General features: G+C 41.5%; 12 protein-coding genes. 10 read left to right on the top strand and 2 right to left on the bottom strand.

What is annotated here, in order from left to right; translation table 11 throughout:
- The first annotated feature begins 141 nt into the window (after window positions 1-141).
- Together D9T12_RS00120 and D9T12_RS00115 are read left to right on the top strand one after the other, a co-directional pair.
- Window positions 142-2,094, top strand: a complete 1,953-nt coding sequence (locus tag D9T12_RS00120) for a glycoside hydrolase family 99-like domain-containing protein (RefSeq protein WP_165395006.1) — start codon at window positions 142-144, stop codon at window positions 2,092-2,094.
- Entirely contained in the window at window positions 2,078-2,950 is an 873-nt protein-coding gene (locus tag D9T12_RS00115; RefSeq protein ID WP_130536265.1) for a lysophospholipid acyltransferase family protein, read from the top strand. Before D9T12_RS00120 ends, D9T12_RS00115 begins: the two co-directional genes overlap by 17 nt.
- Before the next feature lie 42 nt (window positions 2,951-2,992).
- Here D9T12_RS00115 and D9T12_RS00110 read toward each other — a convergent pair whose 3' ends face one another.
- Window positions 2,993-4,249, bottom strand: coding sequence for an ABC transporter ATP-binding protein (locus D9T12_RS00110; protein ID WP_130536264.1), 1,257 nt, complete (start codon window positions 4,247-4,249; stop codon window positions 2,993-2,995).
- Between the two features lie 134 nt (window positions 4,250-4,383).
- On the opposite strand from D9T12_RS00110, the gene D9T12_RS00105 reads away from it, so the two are divergent.
- The 4 genes from D9T12_RS00105 (at window position 4,384) to D9T12_RS00090 (ending at window position 12,493) form a co-directional block, all read left to right on the top strand.
- Window positions 4,384-5,745 (top strand): FecR family protein, encoded by a 1,362-nt coding sequence (locus tag D9T12_RS00105; protein WP_130536263.1) that lies wholly within the window; start codon window positions 4,384-4,386, stop codon window positions 5,743-5,745.
- A gap of 148 nt (window positions 5,746-5,893) precedes the next feature.
- The gene (locus D9T12_RS00100) at window positions 5,894-7,051 is read left to right on the top strand and encodes a hypothetical protein (RefSeq protein WP_130536262.1); all 1,158 of its coding nucleotides are present in this window, start codon (window positions 5,894-5,896) and stop codon (window positions 7,049-7,051) included.
- 224 nt (window positions 7,052-7,275) lie between these two features.
- Window positions 7,276-11,940: a beta strand repeat-containing protein gene (locus tag D9T12_RS00095; RefSeq protein WP_130536261.1), complete on the top strand. Its 4,665-nt coding sequence runs from the start codon at window positions 7,276-7,278 to the stop codon at window positions 11,938-11,940.
- Between the two features lie 157 nt (window positions 11,941-12,097).
- Window positions 12,098-12,493: a DUF6447 family protein gene (locus D9T12_RS00090; RefSeq protein ID WP_130536260.1), complete on the top strand. Its 396-nt coding sequence runs from the start codon at window positions 12,098-12,100 to the stop codon at window positions 12,491-12,493.
- A 153-nt stretch (window positions 12,494-12,646) separates the two neighbouring features.
- Here the strand turns inward: D9T12_RS00090 and D9T12_RS12525 are convergent, their stop codons facing one another.
- Window positions 12,647-12,769, bottom strand: a complete 123-nt coding sequence (locus D9T12_RS12525; RefSeq protein ID WP_276318992.1) for a hypothetical protein — start codon at window positions 12,767-12,769, stop codon at window positions 12,647-12,649.
- Between D9T12_RS12525 and D9T12_RS00085 the strand changes: the two genes are divergently transcribed.
- The 4 genes from D9T12_RS00085 (at window position 12,764) to D9T12_RS00070 (ending at window position 18,388) form a co-directional block, all read left to right on the top strand.
- On the top strand, window positions 12,764-15,796 hold the full coding sequence (locus tag D9T12_RS00085) for a reprolysin-like metallopeptidase (protein WP_130536259.1): 3,033 nt from the start codon (window positions 12,764-12,766) through the stop codon (window positions 15,794-15,796). The genes D9T12_RS12525 and D9T12_RS00085 overlap by 6 nt on opposite strands.
- Before the next feature lie 15 nt (window positions 15,797-15,811).
- The gene (locus tag D9T12_RS00080) at window positions 15,812-16,087 is read left to right on the top strand and encodes a hypothetical protein (protein ID WP_130536258.1); all 276 of its coding nucleotides are present in this window, start codon (window positions 15,812-15,814) and stop codon (window positions 16,085-16,087) included.
- A gap of 92 nt (window positions 16,088-16,179) precedes the next feature.
- Window positions 16,180-17,016, top strand: a complete 837-nt coding sequence (locus tag D9T12_RS00075; protein ID WP_130536257.1) for a SapC family protein — start codon at window positions 16,180-16,182, stop codon at window positions 17,014-17,016.
- 10 nt (window positions 17,017-17,026) lie between these two features.
- Window positions 17,027-18,388: a TolC family protein gene (locus D9T12_RS00070; RefSeq protein WP_165395005.1), complete on the top strand. Its 1,362-nt coding sequence runs from the start codon at window positions 17,027-17,029 to the stop codon at window positions 18,386-18,388.
- The last annotated feature ends 23 nt before the right edge of the window (window positions 18,389-18,411 follow it).

Genomic DNA, 18,411 nt, shown 5'->3' with positions numbered 1-18,411 from the left:
AAAACCTTTTGTCATAGCTATCCTTTTTGGATGCCTGTTTGCCGTTTGATGCAGAAGCTAATGCATTTAAGGTACCAACTATTTTCGCGAATAAGCTCTAAGCCTTTACCGTATGAATCAGCGCAAGGTTGGGTGAAGCACATGACGCATGCTCGTAGTCACTTTTTCCTATTAGAAGATGAATGCGATGCGCCAGAGAAAAGCAATCATAGTCATCAAGTTTTTGCATTTTATTTACCCCAGTTCCATGCATTTTCCGAGAATGATGACTGGTGGGGTAAGGGTTTTACTGAGTGGACCAATGTAACAAAAGCCAATCCACAGTTTATTGGGCATGAGCAACCAAGGTTGCCAGCTGATTTAGGGTTTTATGATCTTTCGCATTCTGAAGTTATGTATAAACAAGCAGAGTTGGCTCGAAAGGTTGGCATTGATGCTTTTTGTGTCTACTTCTATTGGTTTGCAGGTAAAACACTAATGGAGCGACCATTAGAAAACTGGTTGAAACAGTCAGACCTAGATTTCCCAATGTTTTTTTGCTGGGCGAATGAAAACTGGACGAGGCGATGGGACGGTCAAGATCAAGAAGTTCTAATCGCACAAGATCACTCACCAGAGGATGATATTCGTTTTATTGAGCACATCAGTCGTTATATGCTTGATCCGCGTTATTATCGAATCGACAACAAGCCAGTACTGGTTCTTTACTACCCAAGTTTGTTACCAGAAGCCAAAGCGACAGGAAATCGGTGGAGAGACTATATGTGGTCAAATTACCAAACTGATTTACACCTATTGGTGGTTCAATCTAGAGATCAAGTTGATCCAACATCCATTGGCTTTGATGGTGCAATTGAATTTCCACCGGTGGGTGTGGAATCAAGACCATGTACACAACCACTGCAAAAAACTTACAAGGAGTTTTCACATAAGGTTTTTGACTATCATCAAACTGTCGAACAGATATTATTGAATGACAGAAAAGAAAACTATTATCGTGCTAGAGGTGTTATGCCAGGTTGGGATAATACGGCACGAAGAGGTCATGATGGCAATGTATTTATTCATAATTCCCCTCTACAGTACAGTCGTTGGCTACATGATGCGATTGTGGACATGCGTTGGACCCAGACACCTGATAATCAGATGGTTTTTATTAACGCATGGAACGAATGGGCAGAAGGGGCATATTTAGAGCCTGATCGTTTTAATGGACATGCCTACTTGTGCGCGACTCAAAAAGCAATTAATCATTGGGATCAAAAAACTAAGACTCTTTTGCAGAAAGGACATCAATCAAATTCCCATGCCATCATAATTCATGCTTATTACCCAGAAATTCTACCGATATTGGCAAAAAGAATAAAAGCCAGTGAATTGGAGCTTGATATTTGGGTGACGATCTCAAATGAGACAGCTTTAGGAGATATTCGATCACTATGGCCAGATGCACGGGTTTATTTGACGCCAAACATTGGGCGAGATGTTGCACCGTTTTTGTCGGTTTTACCAGATATCATTGGTTGTAATTATCAGGCGGTATTAAAATTACATACCAAAAAATCGTTACATCGCGAAGACGGAAATGAATGGCGCGATTTTCTTTATTCAGAACTTTTACCCGATGAGCCAGCTCAGGCATTAGAGTTACTTAATCGTTTCTGTGAGCAAGAAAAAATTGGTATGGTTGCAGCAAAAGGCCATGCTCCAGCAATAAAACATTTCTGGGGGAAAAATCAAAAATGGCTAAAGCGCTTATCGCAAAAATTTTCCTACCCCGAGGTGACAGGCAAAGAAATTTTCGCCGCAGGAACCATGTTTTGGTTTAAACCAGAAGGGCTTCAAGTTCTCAAAGATTCGCCAATTGAATTAGGGGATTTTTATTACGACACAGCCAATGACATTGATGGCACTTTAGCGCATGCTTTAGAACGATACTTTGGAGTCATAATAGCTCAACAAAACCTTGAGTTGATTGATACCGAATATTTATTAAAAGGCGACTCAAAATATAACGCAAACCACTGGTCTGAATTCTTAGGTAGAGCTGACTCTTGTTCTAAGACTGAGAGAAAAAATGCGTCGAATGAATAAGTTATGGATTTACATAGATTACAGCTGGTTTTTGCCCATCTTAGCTAAATTACCGTTTTTTATGGCTGTCAAACTAGCCAAGTTTCGAGGGGCGGTGTACTCGTTTAGAAAGCGAGATTGGCGTATCTTTTCAAAGATTGACCAAGATGTTCATATAAGAACAGACATGGCTTCGAAATGGCTTTCCGAAAAGAATAATCTAAGCCAACAACTTTTATTAAGTCAACGGTATCAAGCGCAATCAATAGAGGAATTGATGACTGAAAGGCTTGTTAATCAAGCAGGTCAATTTAGTGTTAAACAAGAGTCGATTCCTCAACAGTGTATTTTTATTACCGCGCATTATGGTTGTTCTATTCAAGCGGCTAAATGGTTAGCCGATCATCAAGATGCTGTTTTGATGACATCCGATGTCGTCTACAAAGAATCTGTGCCAAAGGCGGTGCAAGCGCATTACTTTCGAAAATATAATGCGATACCTCACCAACATTCTGAAACCGGTTTAAAGGCATTAGTGACTCAAGTTAAACAGAAAAAAAGCATTATTGTTTTAGCAGATTTACCGTCGTTTGATGGTAATGGCACTAAGGTTCTAACAAAGTTTGGTGAGGTAGTTTTAGCATCCGGAGCTAAAAAGATAGCAGAAATATACAATTTACCGATTGTTGCTTATTATGCGGATGCTGATTTGCATGGCGATATTTCTATACATTTTTCCGAACCATGCTTCCCAAGTGATGACGAGGATTGGTATCAACCTTCATATCAATGGTTAACTCAGCAGTTGATTCAGCAGCCCCAGCATTGGTGGGCAATGGATTTATTGCCACTATGGAATAGACAGATTTTCAGTTAAACCTTTTTGGAGTTGTGGTACTGCTCATTCAAGCAGTATGCCTTACTGTTTACTTGCTACATCGAACGAGTTGTCTTTATTCCAAAGCCTAGGCAACATTGCTACTCCAACTTCATGTCCAACTTGCTCCACATCAAGTTTGACAAAACGATAGACACCATCCAAGGTCATAATAGCCTTTTCACACATCAGTAGTACATTCACCCAATAGCGCCCATGCATTAACCCAAATTTAGGAAAGGCGACTACAACCTTACCATCACCATTTGCATTACGTTCAACGTGAATGTGGTCATAAAACGTGGTGCAACTACTGATATTTTTCCCTTCATCATCGGTAAAAACTATGGCGACTGTCGGGCAAGGCTGATTAAGGTCTGAGGAAAATTCTACTTCAATAGACAATTCACTTTTTTCGCAGGTAACGCTTAAAACTTCACCTGAATCACCATCAGCGCTTATAGAAACATTGGTTAAGCGTGCTACGCCTAATGTTTGATCGGAAGGGCGTTTTTCTTCAATTTTAGGAACTTGCTGATTGGTTTGTAAGCGGTCTAAGAATTTTTGATAGTTTTCAATAACCTCTCTAGGCACTCCAAGTGCACGAACCTCTCCAGCCTCTAGCCACAAAACCTCATCGGATAAAACTTGTACTTGATATAGCGCATGTGAGCAAAAAATAATAGATGTTCCCGAATCTCTAAGTTCCATAATGCGATCAAAAGATTTTCTCGCAAATGCACCATCACCGACACTTAATGCTTCATCCACAATCAAAATATCAGGATTGACACTGGTTGCGACTGAAAAAGCCAAACGAACAAACATTCCGCTTGAGTAAGTTTTGACAGGCTGATCAATGACGCGGCTTACACCAGAAAAGTCAACAATCTCATCAAATCTTTGTTGCATTTCTGATTTTGAAACCCCCATCATTGCACCAAATAGATAAACATTTTCCCGGCCGGTTAACTCAGGGTTAAATCCTGCGCCTAATTCTAAAAGTGCAGCGACCCTCCCTCGAATGGAAAGTATCCCATCATATTGTGGTAAGGTTCCAGCCAGTATTTGTAAAAGTGTGGATTTTCCGGCGCCATTTTGTCCAATTACGCCTAGTACTGCGCCTTTCTGCAAGGAAAAAGTAACATTTCGAAGGGCTGAAAAACCAGGTAGAGCTGTGGAGTTTGGCCATAAAAGTTGGCGAAGGTGTTGCCACTTAGAACCAAAGGTAATATAGGTTTTACCCAAGTTTTGAGTATCAAGAACTGTCTGAGATTCGCTAACTGATTGAGATTCCAAAAAAAATCCTTTGAGAATAAAATGTAAACAATAAAAATGGTATTATAAAAGGTCTGTGGATTTTTTGTGTTTGATAAGTGAGAATTAGCTTGTTAGCTCTTGAATTTCGTTTCAAAACTTAAAAGGTGAGAAATATGCAAAAACAATTGAATCTATTGCTGGTTTGGCCGCTGTCTCTCTTATTCTGTTTTGGGGCGTTGAATTCCGTTCAAGCAAATGAAAGTTGTCAACAACAAGCCGCAACTGTGAAGTTAGTGATTGGTCAAGCCTATGCACAAAATACGCAAGGTCAATTACGATTACTCGATAATGGCGATGTAATTCAAGAAGGTGAAACCTTAGAAACCGAAGCTGGAGCAAGGCTTTTTCTTCGATTCTGTGATCAGGGAAGCTTAAGTTTACGACCAAAAACTGTGTTGAAAATTCAGAAATATCGATACTTGCCTGAGCAACCCGAAAACAATAAGGTGGAATTTGATTTGTTGCAAGGGAGTGTTCGAAGCATTACTGGTAAAGCAGGCCAAGCAAATAAAGAGAACTATCGTTTAAATACACCGGTGGTTGCTATTGGAATTAGAGGCACAGACTATTTGGTGCAAACAGATCAAAAACAATCGTTTGCTGCACTGTATAGTGGTGCGATTGTAATGGCTTCAAAGTCACAGTGCGATAACCCATTAAGTTGCCAAACCGCGATTGAGCTTAATGAATCCCTAAAAGATCATATTATTAAATATACCTTAGGCATGGCGACACCAGAGCTGACAAAAGTGACAGAACAAGCTAAAGACTCTGTCGATGTAATGGTTCATGAGGTTGAAGTACTTCAAGAAGAAGCTGATGAAGGCTCGCCAGAAGAGCAAGCGCAACCGACTTCTGAAAGCCATAATTCGGAAGAGGCGCAACAAACATCGACAAGTAGCTCCTCGGATTCAAAAGAACCTTTAACGCTTGATTCGAAAAGAAAAGCAACGGATGTTCTTGATCAGCTTTATACTCAAGCAGTCAACCTATCTGGAGCCTTAACTCCTCAAAAACCGGCGCTAACGTTAGGAGTTTTACCAGCCTCTATCAATAAAGAACGTCCAGAGGGCTGGTATCCTGTTATGGCTAACAATGTTGCAACTCTCTATCAAACACCGGAAACTATGTCTTATACACCGACACAAGGCCAGTTTAACTTATTGCTTGCGAATACTCAGGTTAAAATGTTAGCAAACCCTGATATTCCAGTATCAGTAAGTAAAGGGATCTTGGCACTGGATTTAACGAATAGTCGATTTGCCACACAGTTTACGATGAATGCCAATGGCTATTTGGATCAAGCTCAATTTACTTCTCAAGGTGCTATTTCTAATCGAGGTAAACTCGTTTCTGATAGTGGGCAGGGATTTGTCACTGGATTGATTACGTCGAAAGGTCAAGAAGCAGCATATCTATTCTCAACAACAACTCAGGGTCAATACATTCAGGGTGCTACCCAATGGCAGCCATAAACCTCTCCTAAACAACCAACAAAATCTTAGCAAGTTCAATAGTTGTCCTTTTTGTCAAACTTTAGGGCTTGCTAATAGCTTTTGTCATATTGAATAAACAAAATTAAATAAATCATGTCAAAACAAAACTGTTATCAAAGGGCATTCGGTGAAGCCTAAACTCATCCAAGCATTTATTCGGCTAATTGGATTAGGAATGGTGTTGATTGCAGGAATAGTACAGGCCAACGACATTGAAAAACAATTAATGTCATCCAATCAACCGCCGACAATCGAACAGCTCAAAGCCTTGGTTGGAGAATTGATTTCAGTGAATGATTTTCAAGGTGCACAACAGTTGATTCATCAGTTATTGATGAATGAAACAGTTTCCTCAGACGATAAACAGCTCTTACAAAGCTGGCAAAAGAGTTTGCGAGATTCTCAAATTAAAAACCAATACTTAGAAGGTTCTGCAAAGCAAAAACCTCAGAGCGCCCGTCATTTCTGGCAACTGCGTCAATCAGTCGGTTATGATGATAATTTTTACCAAACATCTAATCAGAAATCGCTCGAATTATTTTGGCAAGAATCCCTTATCTCGGTTCCGATTGACAACCAATATCTAGCGCAAAACTATTTGTTTTCAGACACTCAATTACAACTCCATTATCAAGCGGATGAACGCGATTTGTGGTCTATAAAGTCACATCATAAGCAAGCAATTGAAAGCAGCGCTTCAATTTCACAAGTATCTTTAAGCTATCAGCATTTGCTGACTCCTTTTTGGAAGATGCAAACGGAATATAATTACACTTACAGTCGATTGACCGGATCTGGGCACTATTTACAACAAAATGCGAATTATCGATCAAGCCAGTATGAATTTGGTTTGCAGCTCGGACACTCTCAATTTGATCAAAGTGTTTACAATGGGAGTAACGTTGGATTGAACTGGACACTCTCGGGACAACAACAGTACATTGTAGGTTTGAATGTAAATTTGGCTCAGAATCCGGCAAGACCAGGAGGAGATCAAAGTACTCTTTATTTTGGTGTTAGCCAACCTTACGACTACAATCAACATTACTGGCAGTTGGGGGCCTATTTGAGTTACACCGAGGATGAAAATTTATATAGTCCCTTGATATTGCCATTAGAGCCAAGAGAGCAGTTGAAAATGCAGTTGTTTGCAGCTTATGAGTATCGGTTAATGGATGATAAAAAACTCTTTATCGAAGCAAGTGCTCTCAAACAAAAGAGCAATATTGATTTATTTGATGTTGAACAAAATGCAATTCAGGCAGGAATGATATGGAGTTGGTAGAAAAATGACACAAAGACATTGAGAAAATGGAGACTTCTTCCTAAAATGTGACTCGCATCACATTTAGGCGCGTAGACTTTGCTAGAATCCAGAAACGTTAAAGCACAAGTATATGGGTCTTTAATATTTGCAAATATTAATTTCAACACTTGGAAGCGCGGAAATACGTTAAACAAGATTGAAATTATGTGTTAAACATAAAATCTCGATAAGGAGAATACTCGATGGCATTTACATCAAATGACATTCTAAACGTAACACTTGGTATTTTTGATATGCCTGCTGGTGGTTACTGGTTAAACAACTTCACGAACTATGCAACTAACGTTCAAAACGAATGGGGTTTGACTGATGATGAAACTATGGCTGAGCTTGCTCGTGCATTGGTAAAATCACCACAGTACCAAGAATCTATTGAAGGTCTAGATAACCTAGGTCTTGCACAAAAAATCCTTTCTTCTTTCGGTCTAGAAGACAACTTAGATATGTTGTTAGCGACTGAAGCAGCAGTTGCAGCGTTTGACCCATCAAACATTGATGGCGAAATCGCAGCACTAATCTGGGGTTATACAAAAGGTCTAACACAAGATGCAGATGTTATGGCAGCTTACCCAGATGCAGCAGCGACACTAGCAAATAAACTAGCAGTAGCAGTTGAAGTGTCTGTAACAAACCCAATTGCAACAACTGACATGGCTGCGTTGCAAGGACTAGTTGAAGGCGTGGGTCCTGATTCTACAAATGTTGATGTGGATACAACATTTATGTTGACAATTGATCAAGATGACATGTCTGGAACAAATAATGCAGACATGTTCCTAGGTTACATCTTTGATAACCAAAACACGCTTCAGTCTGGTGATATGATTGATGGTGCTGGCGGTGTTGACCGTTTAGAAGCTGATATCGGTAACTCTCAAGCTTTTGCAATTACTCCTCACACTGAGTCTGTTGAGCAATTTGCTGTTCGTGCGCAAGATGATAACGTTGCAGATGATTCATCAGACAACAATATGAACAATAACGTTCAAATTGATGCTGAGCGTATGGAAGGTACTAACTGGTACGAGTCTAACAACTCTCGTGCAGATGTAGTGATTGAAGATGTTCGTATTGAGCGTACAGAAGCTTACAACGATTCTTCAAATCAAATCACTAAAGACATCACAATTGCAATGGTCTCGACTGATTCAGGTGACGTTGATCTAGATGTTTACTTTGATAACCACTCTTTGGTTAAAGAAGGTGACAACTCTTCAAACTCTATTACTATGACAGTTGGTAATCAGGTTGAAATTGCAGATTTTGATGCAACGGCTCCATTAAAAGATCTTCCATACACGGATGTAAGCTTCCAAGTTAATAGTACAACAGTAACTCTTGATCTTGCAGCGAACGGTGTTGCAGATGTAGAAACTTATGCTGATATGTGGCAAGTGATGCAAGATGCATTTGCAGAAGCTCAAGCAAAAGCTGAATATTCAGAACTTCTAGAAGATGTTGTTCTAACACTTTCGCCAGGAACAGACACATTCTTCTCTCGTGATGGTGTTGCACGTTCTGCGGATGAATATGTACTGACTATTTCTGATGGTGAAATTGGTCTAAACAATCCAGGTTGGACAGCAGATGAAGGTCTTCCGTCAAACAACGCTTTCTCTGCAAACGTAGCGGTAGGTGACACAACGGTTACTTCAAACCTAATCACGTCAACAGTTGTCTTGGATGATGTAGGTCGTGGTTCTATGGGTGGTGATCTTGTGATCGGTGCTATGTCAACGGGTGAAACATCTGATTCAACGGGTGTAGAACAGTTTGATATTTATGTTGACCGTAACTCAGAACTACAAAACATCACTTCAACAGCTAACACGCTTGAAGAAGTATATGTTTACAACCGTGATCACTTCGCAGACAACAACACGACTGCAAACGGTTCTTTGACTGTTACAGGTATTGTTGATGGTAACGACGGTGGTGCAAATGGTGTTGGCGATATTGATGATGAAGACGGCGTTGCTGGAACAATCGATCAGTATGGTTTCAATGATGTACGTGTACTTGACGCTTCTGCAATGGAAGGTGCGGTAAACTTCACAGCGGTTCTATCTGAAGCAGTTGTTGGCAAATACCTAGACCTAACTGATACAGCGACTAATGCGGGTGCAGATAACCGTACGTTTGACTACGATCTTGGTACAAATGATGATACGTTGCGTCTTGATATTGATCGAGATAACCTACAATCAGCTGGAACAGCGACACGTGAAGATTTCAATCTAGCAGTAGATGGTAACAATGGTGATGACTCAATCACAGTTCGCATTGGACAATTCACACGTGATGAAGGTCGAGATGCAGATGACGATTCGGCATTTGGTATTGCCGCTAACTGGGATGAAGGTGCTAACTGGTACGAAAACTTAGAAGAAAACGCTAATATTTCTATCAACGGTGGTGCTGGTAACGATCATATTATGACGACTGGTGTAGGTGATGCAGTCATTGATGCCGGTGCAGATAATGATACAGTTTACACAGACAACAGCGGTCTAAACAATGCTGGTGCTCGTATTAATGAAGTTCAAACTTTGACTTTCACAGCAGCATCTGTAGACGGTCTTACTGATGTTGATACATTGGTTACTTTCACGGTTGATGGTGTTGCGGTAACCGTTGCTCAAGGTGATACTGCAGCTAACGTTGCTACAAAAGTTGCTGCTGCATTAAATAACACTGCAAATTTCACGAATGCTGATGGTGGTTCTGCTACTGCAGTTGGTGACACAGTTGTTTTCACTTTCGATAACGCTGCTGTGGATGCTGCATTTGCAACAAATGGTGACATTGCTCCAATCGTTGTTGAAGAATCTTATGACACTGAAGCTGCAGCTGCAGCTGTTGAAACAACTGCTGGTGTACCTAATGCAGACGTTGCAGCAGAAGCAGAAGTTACAACCATTACATTTACTCCAGGCACAAACTCTGCAATCGGCTCAACTGTAACATTTGATGGTACAACAGTTACTCTAGCGGATACCGATGGCAACGGCACAGTGTCAATTGATGAATTAGTTGAGCAATTCGCTGGTGCGACTTATGCTAATCACACGGTTACTGACTATGACTTCAGTGCTGGTACTGTTCAGGTAACAAACAACACTGCTGCTGCGCAGGTTGATTTAGATGATACTTCTATCGCAGGAACTGCTGCTGGTGCAGCGGATGGTGTAACAGGTTTTGCTGTTGATAATCAAGGTGTTGATGCAGTAACCAATGCAGATACTGCAGAAGTTCAAACTTTCACTATGGGTGCAGCAGATGAAACAGGGACACTTTATGTGAACTTGGACACGGACGGAACAGTTGGTTTAGCTGCGACAGATACAACGGTAGCTGTGTCACTAGATGACAACGATTCTGCAATCGAAGTGGCTTCTAAAGTTGCAGCAGCAATTAATGCGCAAGCAGGAACAGTGGTAACAGCTGATGCAACTGCGGCAGACGGTACCTTAACAGTAACTTGGGATAATCCAACAGATACTTTTGCAAACGTTGCTCTTTCAACATTTGCAGATGGGCCTCTTCAAGGTGCAACAACAATTACTGAAACGACAAAAGGTGAAATCTCATCTAATGGTAATGCAGCGACTTGGGTTGTGAACACTGAAGCTAATGCAGCAGGCAACCATGTGATTACAGATCTTGACAGCCTTGGTACTGGTGCAAATGCATTGCTATATGGTGCACAACTAACCGTCACTTACTCTGGTGCTCAAGTTGCAGGTGCTTCAGGTGTGATTTCAGGTGATGCAGTAGCGACTGACAATGGTTTTGAATCAACAGTGACTGTTGGTACAACCAATGCAATCGGTAACGCAACTAACATTAACCAAGCAATCAAAGATGCATTAACCACAACGGATAACGTTGCCGGTGGTGTGGCTGGTGATGATGTACTTGAAGAGTTGCTATCGGTTCAAGATGGCCCTGCGAACAGCATCATTATTACTTCAGCGATCGATGGTCGCTTCCAAGAAAGTGATCTAGCCATCACTATTCAAGCGGCGACTTTCACGAATCTATCAGCAGCTGAGCAATCAGCAATTATTGGGGCACTTCGTGACATCGATAATGACTCTACGGCAACTTATACCGATACAGAAGTTCAAAATCGTCTGGATCAAGCGGTTGAAGTTTACACAACCGGTGGTGCATTGGATGCTTTAGATATGGCGGTTGATGCAGGTGGTGCATTGCTAGCAGGTAATACAAGTTTAGCGGTCAGTGACAACATGATTACTCTAGGCTCTGGTGATGACGTTGTTGTTCTAGGTACAGATTTCGAATCTAACGACATGTTGGTTTACACAGGTTCTGGTAACGGTACTGATACAGTTGTGAACTTTGTTCAAACCGGTGATGCAGCAGACAGCATCAACTTTGAAGCATACTTAAATGCGTCAACGTCTGCTTCTGGTTCTTCAGCTTCTGCTGTCACGCCTACGATTACGCTAAACGCGGATACGACAGCGGACATCAACGAAGTAACCATCATCAATGACTTTGCACAGTCTGTTGGTGAAACATGGGCTGGATTGAACGAAAATAATCTTGTTGCTGCATTGAATGATGCAGGTACTGAAGATTGGGGTTCAATTGATGAAACTGACCTAGATGCTGCTAATATTGCGAATCTAACTTCAGGGACTTACAACCATATCGTTATGGTTGAAAATGACTTGAACGATGGTCAATATAAAGTGTTTAACCTTGTTGCTGAAAACAATGGTGACTTCACTGGTGCACAACTAGTTGGAATCATTGACTTTGGTAACACATTGGATGCAGTAACTTCTGCAAACTTTGATGGTACTTTGTTCGTATAATTTCTAGTTAACTAGAAATGCCTTGAATGCCTCTTGAGGTATTCTTGGTAAGTGCGAAAACCCTGCTCGGCTTGCCGAGCAGGGTTTTTTCTTAAGGGCATTGTGTGTAAAATGCAGTGGTTTTAAGAAAAAAATCCTATTATCATGCGGAGTCTTTATGAGTGTAATTAAACTGGACAATCAAGAATTTGAAGTAGCGCAATTGAGCCAAGTCGCTCGTGAACAATACAATGCAATTTTATTTACAGAAGGGAAGCTGAAATCTCTAAATTCAAATCGTGAAAATCTACAAAAAGCACGCCGCTCGGTCGCAGAGCTTGTAAGTCAAAACCTACCTGAAAAAGCACACCCAAACAAAAAGAATGGAATTGTGACAATTAATGGCGACAAGTTTGTTGTAGATGATTTTGCAGAAGAAACAAAAAAACATTTAAACCATATTATTGAATTAGATAAGAAATTAGCCCTTCTTGATATGGAAATGTCAATGGTTCAAACCGCTCGCAATTCATACGTGAAAACCTTGAGTCGTCATCTGCAAACGGCAGCATAACTTTTGTCGATTGATTCCTGCCGCGCTCTGCGTCGCGCAGCAAGTGCCCTTGGGGTGCTCGCAGACGCAATGACTGTGTTGTGTGGATTGCTTCACTGCGTTCGCAATGACGTAAAAAAGGTGTCATTGCGAGGAACGTAGTGACGCGGCAATCTAAAAACCAACGACGAAGTAATCCATTTCCAACCGGCCGGTAAGATTTAGATTGCTTACCTTCTTACTGTAAAGTTCGGTATCATGCATTGAGTCATTTTGTATTTGGGTGCCGTTATGCATTTTTTTCTCGTCAGAGCTTGGTCGATTTTAATCATCGGCCTGGTTAGTTGGTCGTCGTTGTCTTTGGCAGCGTCATTTCCTTTGTTTGAACAAGTCCGTTCAAACACCGTTCAAAACGAAAAAAATAACCAAGCAATTTCAGATCGGCAGGCTGTGGTGTTGTCAGCGCAATTGTCAAAGATTGATGTTGGCGATGATTTGACGTTTGTACTCAATCAAAAGCCCGTCACCTTGCAAGTCACTCGTCGCTTTGAACATAGTAACGGTGATATTTCGATTTCTGCGAGCTTAGGAAAAAACGCCTCCACTTCAGCATTAATCACTTTTTCTACAACCAATAAACTCGCTGGTTTTGGTCATATTAAAACGCCAGAAGGGCGTTTTGAGTTGCATGCGGATGCAGGAGGTTTGTGGCTAGTTCCCCCTCAATATAAGCAAAACATGCAACGGGTTCCAATTGATGAAGGGGGTGTTGTCCCTTCCAGACCTGTAACACCGTTCGTTTCTGCAAATGATTTGCATGAACCGAAAGCTAAAAAGGCCGTTGTTCGAGAGGCTTCCGCAAGCAGTACTATTGATGTGATGGTGTTTTGGGATTCGGCATTGCAATCACGATTAGGCAGCGAGGCGGCTGTTAGAAGTCTGATTAACAATAAAATGGCCTATACCAATCAAGCGTTTGCAGATAGCCAAATCAATATTCAAGTGCGTCTTGTTTACAGTGCGTTAAAAAATTATTCGAACTCAGCGAGTAATTCCCAAGCTTTAACGGCGATTGAAGAGGGTACTGGCGTTTTTGCTGATGTATCTACCTTGCGTTCACAATACGGCGCTGATTTAGTGGGGTTTGTTCGAGATTTTCGTTATCCAGAGCACCAAAGTGCCGGCATTGCTTATCGTTTAGGGAGTGATGGTGCTATGCAGTCTTATGACAAAGATTATGCTTTTTTTGTGGTCAGTGATGGCAGTGACCAAAATTATTTTGCGCCTAATAATACATTTGCCCATGAATTAGGTCATAACTTAGGTTCGGAACACGATCATTCGCATGCCGGAGGCGAAACCCCAATTTTTTCTTATTCCTTTGGGCATGATGACCCAGGCGTGTTTGCAACCATTATGAGTTACGATGAGCCGGAAGGTGATGTGTTTTCTAATCCGAATATTTTGTGTGTTGGCCAGCCATGTGGTGTTGCTTCGGGGGCGCTTGCTGCGGATAACGCTCGCGGTTTTAACGCTATCCGAGATCAGGTCGCGGCTTTTTATCCGACTCAATCTATGGAGCCAGAACCGGCACCGGTTTATCCTGAATTAGCGGTAACGGCAGTTTTGGTGGATGATGACACTTCTGATGGGAGCTTTGGTAATGACAGTGGCACGATTGAACCGGGTGAAAGAATTGAGTTGAGTGTTGGCATTCAAAATACTGGTGAGGTCATCGCGACAGGTGTGACTGCCAGACTGTCTGCCAGTGAAAGTTGTGTAGACATAACCGATGCACTGGAGTCTTGGAATAATTTACCGGCCGGTGAAAATTCATGGTCTTTGGGTGATTTTGATCTTTCTTTTGAGCGTTGTACCAATGAAACTTCAGTAAATTTAACCTTTGCAATTTCAGCGAATGAAGGTAATTGGTCATCAAGCTGGCGTTTGACCATTTACCCACTTGAACAGGATTATCAGGTGTCAGATTTGTCATTGTCCCCAACTTCATTAGAAGCTGGCCAAACGCTTAACGCTAGCACGACGGTGTTTTATGAGGGGAATTCTGCTACGGCTGATCCTGTGAGCATTGCTTGGTATCTATCGACGGATAATACGAAAGATGATCGTGATGTCTTACTAGCCAGTGATGAAATTGCGTTATCCGCCTTGAACCCAAGTGAATCGGTATCCAAGGCTTTATCCATCCCTTTGATTACCTCTCCTGATGATTATTTTGTGATTGCTGTTGTGGATACTCTTTCAGCAGTTATCGAGATTAATGAAACGAATAATCAAAGTGCTACACAGCTAATCATTACTGAATCCACCTTGGATTCGGATAATGACGGTGTAAGAGATTTAGAAGATGCGTTTCCAAATGATTCCTCTGAATCCAAAGATTCTGATGGTGATGGAATCGGTGACAATCGTGATCCAGATGATGATAATGATGGTTTAAGTGATGCTGAAGAAATCGGGCTTGGCACGAATCCGTTGAATGCGGATAGTGATGCGGATGGGATTTTAGATGCAGAAGATGATTTTCCATTGGATGAATTAGCGAATAAAGATACCGATGGTGATGGCATTGCAGATGTTCGAGATGACGATGACGATGGGGATGGGGTTGCGGATAGTGAAGAAATCGCAAACGGCACCGATCCTTTGGTTCGAAATATTTCCCTATCGCAAGTGAATAATGTGGTCGCACCGGCGGGACAAGTGCCAACAAATCTGCCATTTACGATTTTGGGTGTGACTCAACCGACTATTTCAATTGCAGTCTCTCAGCCACAGTGGTTGAGTGTTAGCTATCAAGACAGTGGCTTGCAATTGAACTGGAGCCCAGTTGTCACGTCTGGAGAAGTGGTCGTCACCGTCACCGTCTCAGAAGATGGGCAAACCCAGTCTGAAACCTTTAAAGTGACTGTTGCACCGTTTGTTGTGAATATTGGAGCTATGACAACTTTACCGGAAGTGGGTGAGTCGATCCAACTTTCAGATGTGGTAACGGTTGAGCGGACGATTGTGGGTCTGGATGTGGTGTTAACCATTGGGAATTCGAACCTTGTACTGAATTTAATAGAGACGTTTACTGAAGTTGATTTAGAGGAAGTGACCGGCCGGTTAAGCTTACAAATCAGTAACCCAGTGGCTGCGAATGGTTCGATTCAACTGTGGATTGACACAGATGGAAGAGTGACTTCTGACAATTCAACTTGGGTATTACCATTAACGCCTATCACTGCATCTAGTCAGATTCGTATTCAAAATGGTAAGTTAATTGTGAATTCTTATTTAGATGCACCGATTGCGTTTTAGTGTTGGAGAAATGAGATGAAAAATATGACATTAAACATGATTGGTTATTCAGTGATTGCAAGTTTTGCACTCTTTCTGACTGCTTGTGGAGGCGGGGGTGGAGGGAGTAATGAAATTCCTCAGCCAGCGCAAATAGAGTTGGTTGAAAATCAGCCTGTTATGGTGGAAAAGGGTTGGACTCTGGAAAAAACGTCAGAACCGACTGAGGTGCAAGTCGAAACTGACTTAACAACGGGTCAAACTCAAGTTATCCTTGTTTCTGGTAGCGCAGTTCTAAAGCCAACTGAGTGATGGTTAAGCAGTTTTAGAAATTTACTCTTGCTTGCTCAGAGTGTTAGAATGCACTTTCTAAAAATTATGTGCTAGTGAGTTTGCTCAATTTTATGTCTGAATCTGTCCCAAGTTCTCCTTTTATCGCCCTGTCTTCGAAGTTACATAATGGTTATGGCTATGCGCCAGTTAAGCCGTTTGAATTTGCTCAGTCGTCAAATTTTATTGAATTAAATTCAGCAGAAGTTGCCAAATTGATTGGTCTGATGCCGATGCTTTTCCAAGTGATTAGGTCAGAAGGGAGTACGATGATTCGTTTTGGGCTGGCTTCAGGATTGGGTGAAGAGAACTGTTTGGTCCACCCTGTGAATGGTAAGTTTTTATTGCCTTATGTTCCAGCGGCTTTGCGAGCCTATCCTTTTCGTTTGATAAAAGCAAAAGCTCAGGGTGAGGATAAGCCTCAGGAAATGCTGGCTGTATTTCAAGCAGAGGTTGATAAGGCTTTTGCTAAAGGTCAAGGTGAAGCGATTTTAGCGGACGGTAAGCTCACTGAAAAAGGCAAGGGAGTGATGACATTTTTGGATCAACTCAATCAACGAGTAGCAGTCGATCAAAAAGCGCTTCACTCGGTACTTGAATCTGGGATTTTAATCCCTATGAATATTCAGGTGAAGCTTTCAGAGGATTCAGAACAAACGCAAACGGTTCGACCGGATTTATTCCGAGTGGATGAAGGTAAGTTGCGAGAATTATCTGCTGAAACATTACAGACATTACAACGTACTGGAGCTATGGGCTTTATTTACGCGCATTTACTGAGTATGGATAAGTTCCAGAACCTACAAAAAGCGGTGGAAGTACATAGTAAGCTAAAACAACAAGCCAATGCCAATGAAGTGGATTTGGAAAAAATGTTTGACGACGATGATAGTGATGTCCTCAAATTTTAAAAAGAGAATTATGGAAACGAGTATTCGAAATCGATTGCGCTTTAAAGGGCGTAATCCTCTAGCCAACCTTGCGGTTGGTTTTGTCATTTTTACAGGTCTGCAAATGCCTGCTGCTGCTGAAAGCGTGGATTTTGTTTCTGCTATGCAGCAAACATTGCAATACAACGATGATCTATTGTCCAAGCAATCACAATTGAATGCGGATGCCGAGCAAATTAATCAAGCCTGGGCCCAAGTTAAGCCGCAGATATCTGCTTCAGCCATAAAGGGACGAGGCGAGTACTCAACAGGTTTTGTTGAGGATGCAAAAGAAACGTATCAACGTTTGAATTTGAATTTAGTGCAACCTGTTTATTCGCGTAAACGTTTTTTGGGCATTGATCGTTCTGAAGCCGCTGTTGCCAGTCAAGAAGCTGTTTTTTCATTGGATCAACAAACCAAGTTAGTGGAAATGGCTCAGTCTTATATTGAAGTGTTGAAATTTCAAGAAGCGGTTCGCATTTCTGATTTGGAGCTGAATGATCATGTGAAACGTATTGAACAGCTGGAAGCAATGCTTGAGCGTGGTTTATCAAATAAGGTTGACCTGTTGGAGGCGCAATCACGCTATGATGTACTTCGCTCCAATTTAGTTCGTGATCAGAATGATTTGAAAGTGGCTCAGAAAAGTCTGGGGAGAATCTTGGGCACGCCTGTGACAGAGGTCGACTCATTGAATTCGCAGCTTTGGAAAAGAGCCGATCATATTTTAGAGCAGGGAGATTGGGTTAGTTTAGCGTTGCAAAATTCGCAAACGATTGATGTCGCAAAGAAACGCTTAAAAGTTTCTGAGATTGGTGTTGATGTTGCTAAAGCCGAATATTGGCCTGAAGTCTCTTTGAGAATGACTGTCGGCGACTCAGAAACCTACGAAAGCAGCATCGAAAAAGATAAGAAAATTCAATTAGAACTAAATATGCCTTTGTATGAAGGGGGAATGACGAATTCCCGAGTGACAGCGGCGCGTTATCAGGTAGAGAGTGAAACTTATTTTCTGGAAGATCAAAAACGCTTTATCCAGTTTAAAATGGATGAAATTATGGCGCGTTTAGAAGGTTCTATTGCGAATATTGAGTCTTTAGAAAAATCTAAAGTCTCTAATCAAGCTTATCTAGATTCTGCTCAAAAGGGCTTAACCTATGGATTGCGTGGTGTCTTCGATGTATTAGAAGCCAAAGCGCGAGGCTATGAGGTTGAGCGCCGCCTAATTTTCGAAATTCATGACAATATTATGGCGCAAATTGAATTTCTCTATTTAATTGGTCAATTGTCACCGGCCGGTGTTGAATCCTATCTGAAGTCTGATTTTTCCATGTCAGCCTTGAAATCTTAACTTTTTAAAGAGTTTATAAGTCG

Origin of the sequence: Thiomicrorhabdus indica (assembly GCF_004293625.1) — a bacterium.
GTDB classification, from domain to species: domain Bacteria; phylum Pseudomonadota; class Gammaproteobacteria; order Thiomicrospirales; family Thiomicrospiraceae; genus Thiomicrorhabdus; species Thiomicrorhabdus indica.
The sequence above is the reverse complement of the archived record's forward strand: the minus strand, read 5'-3'. Positions and strand labels throughout refer to the sequence as shown.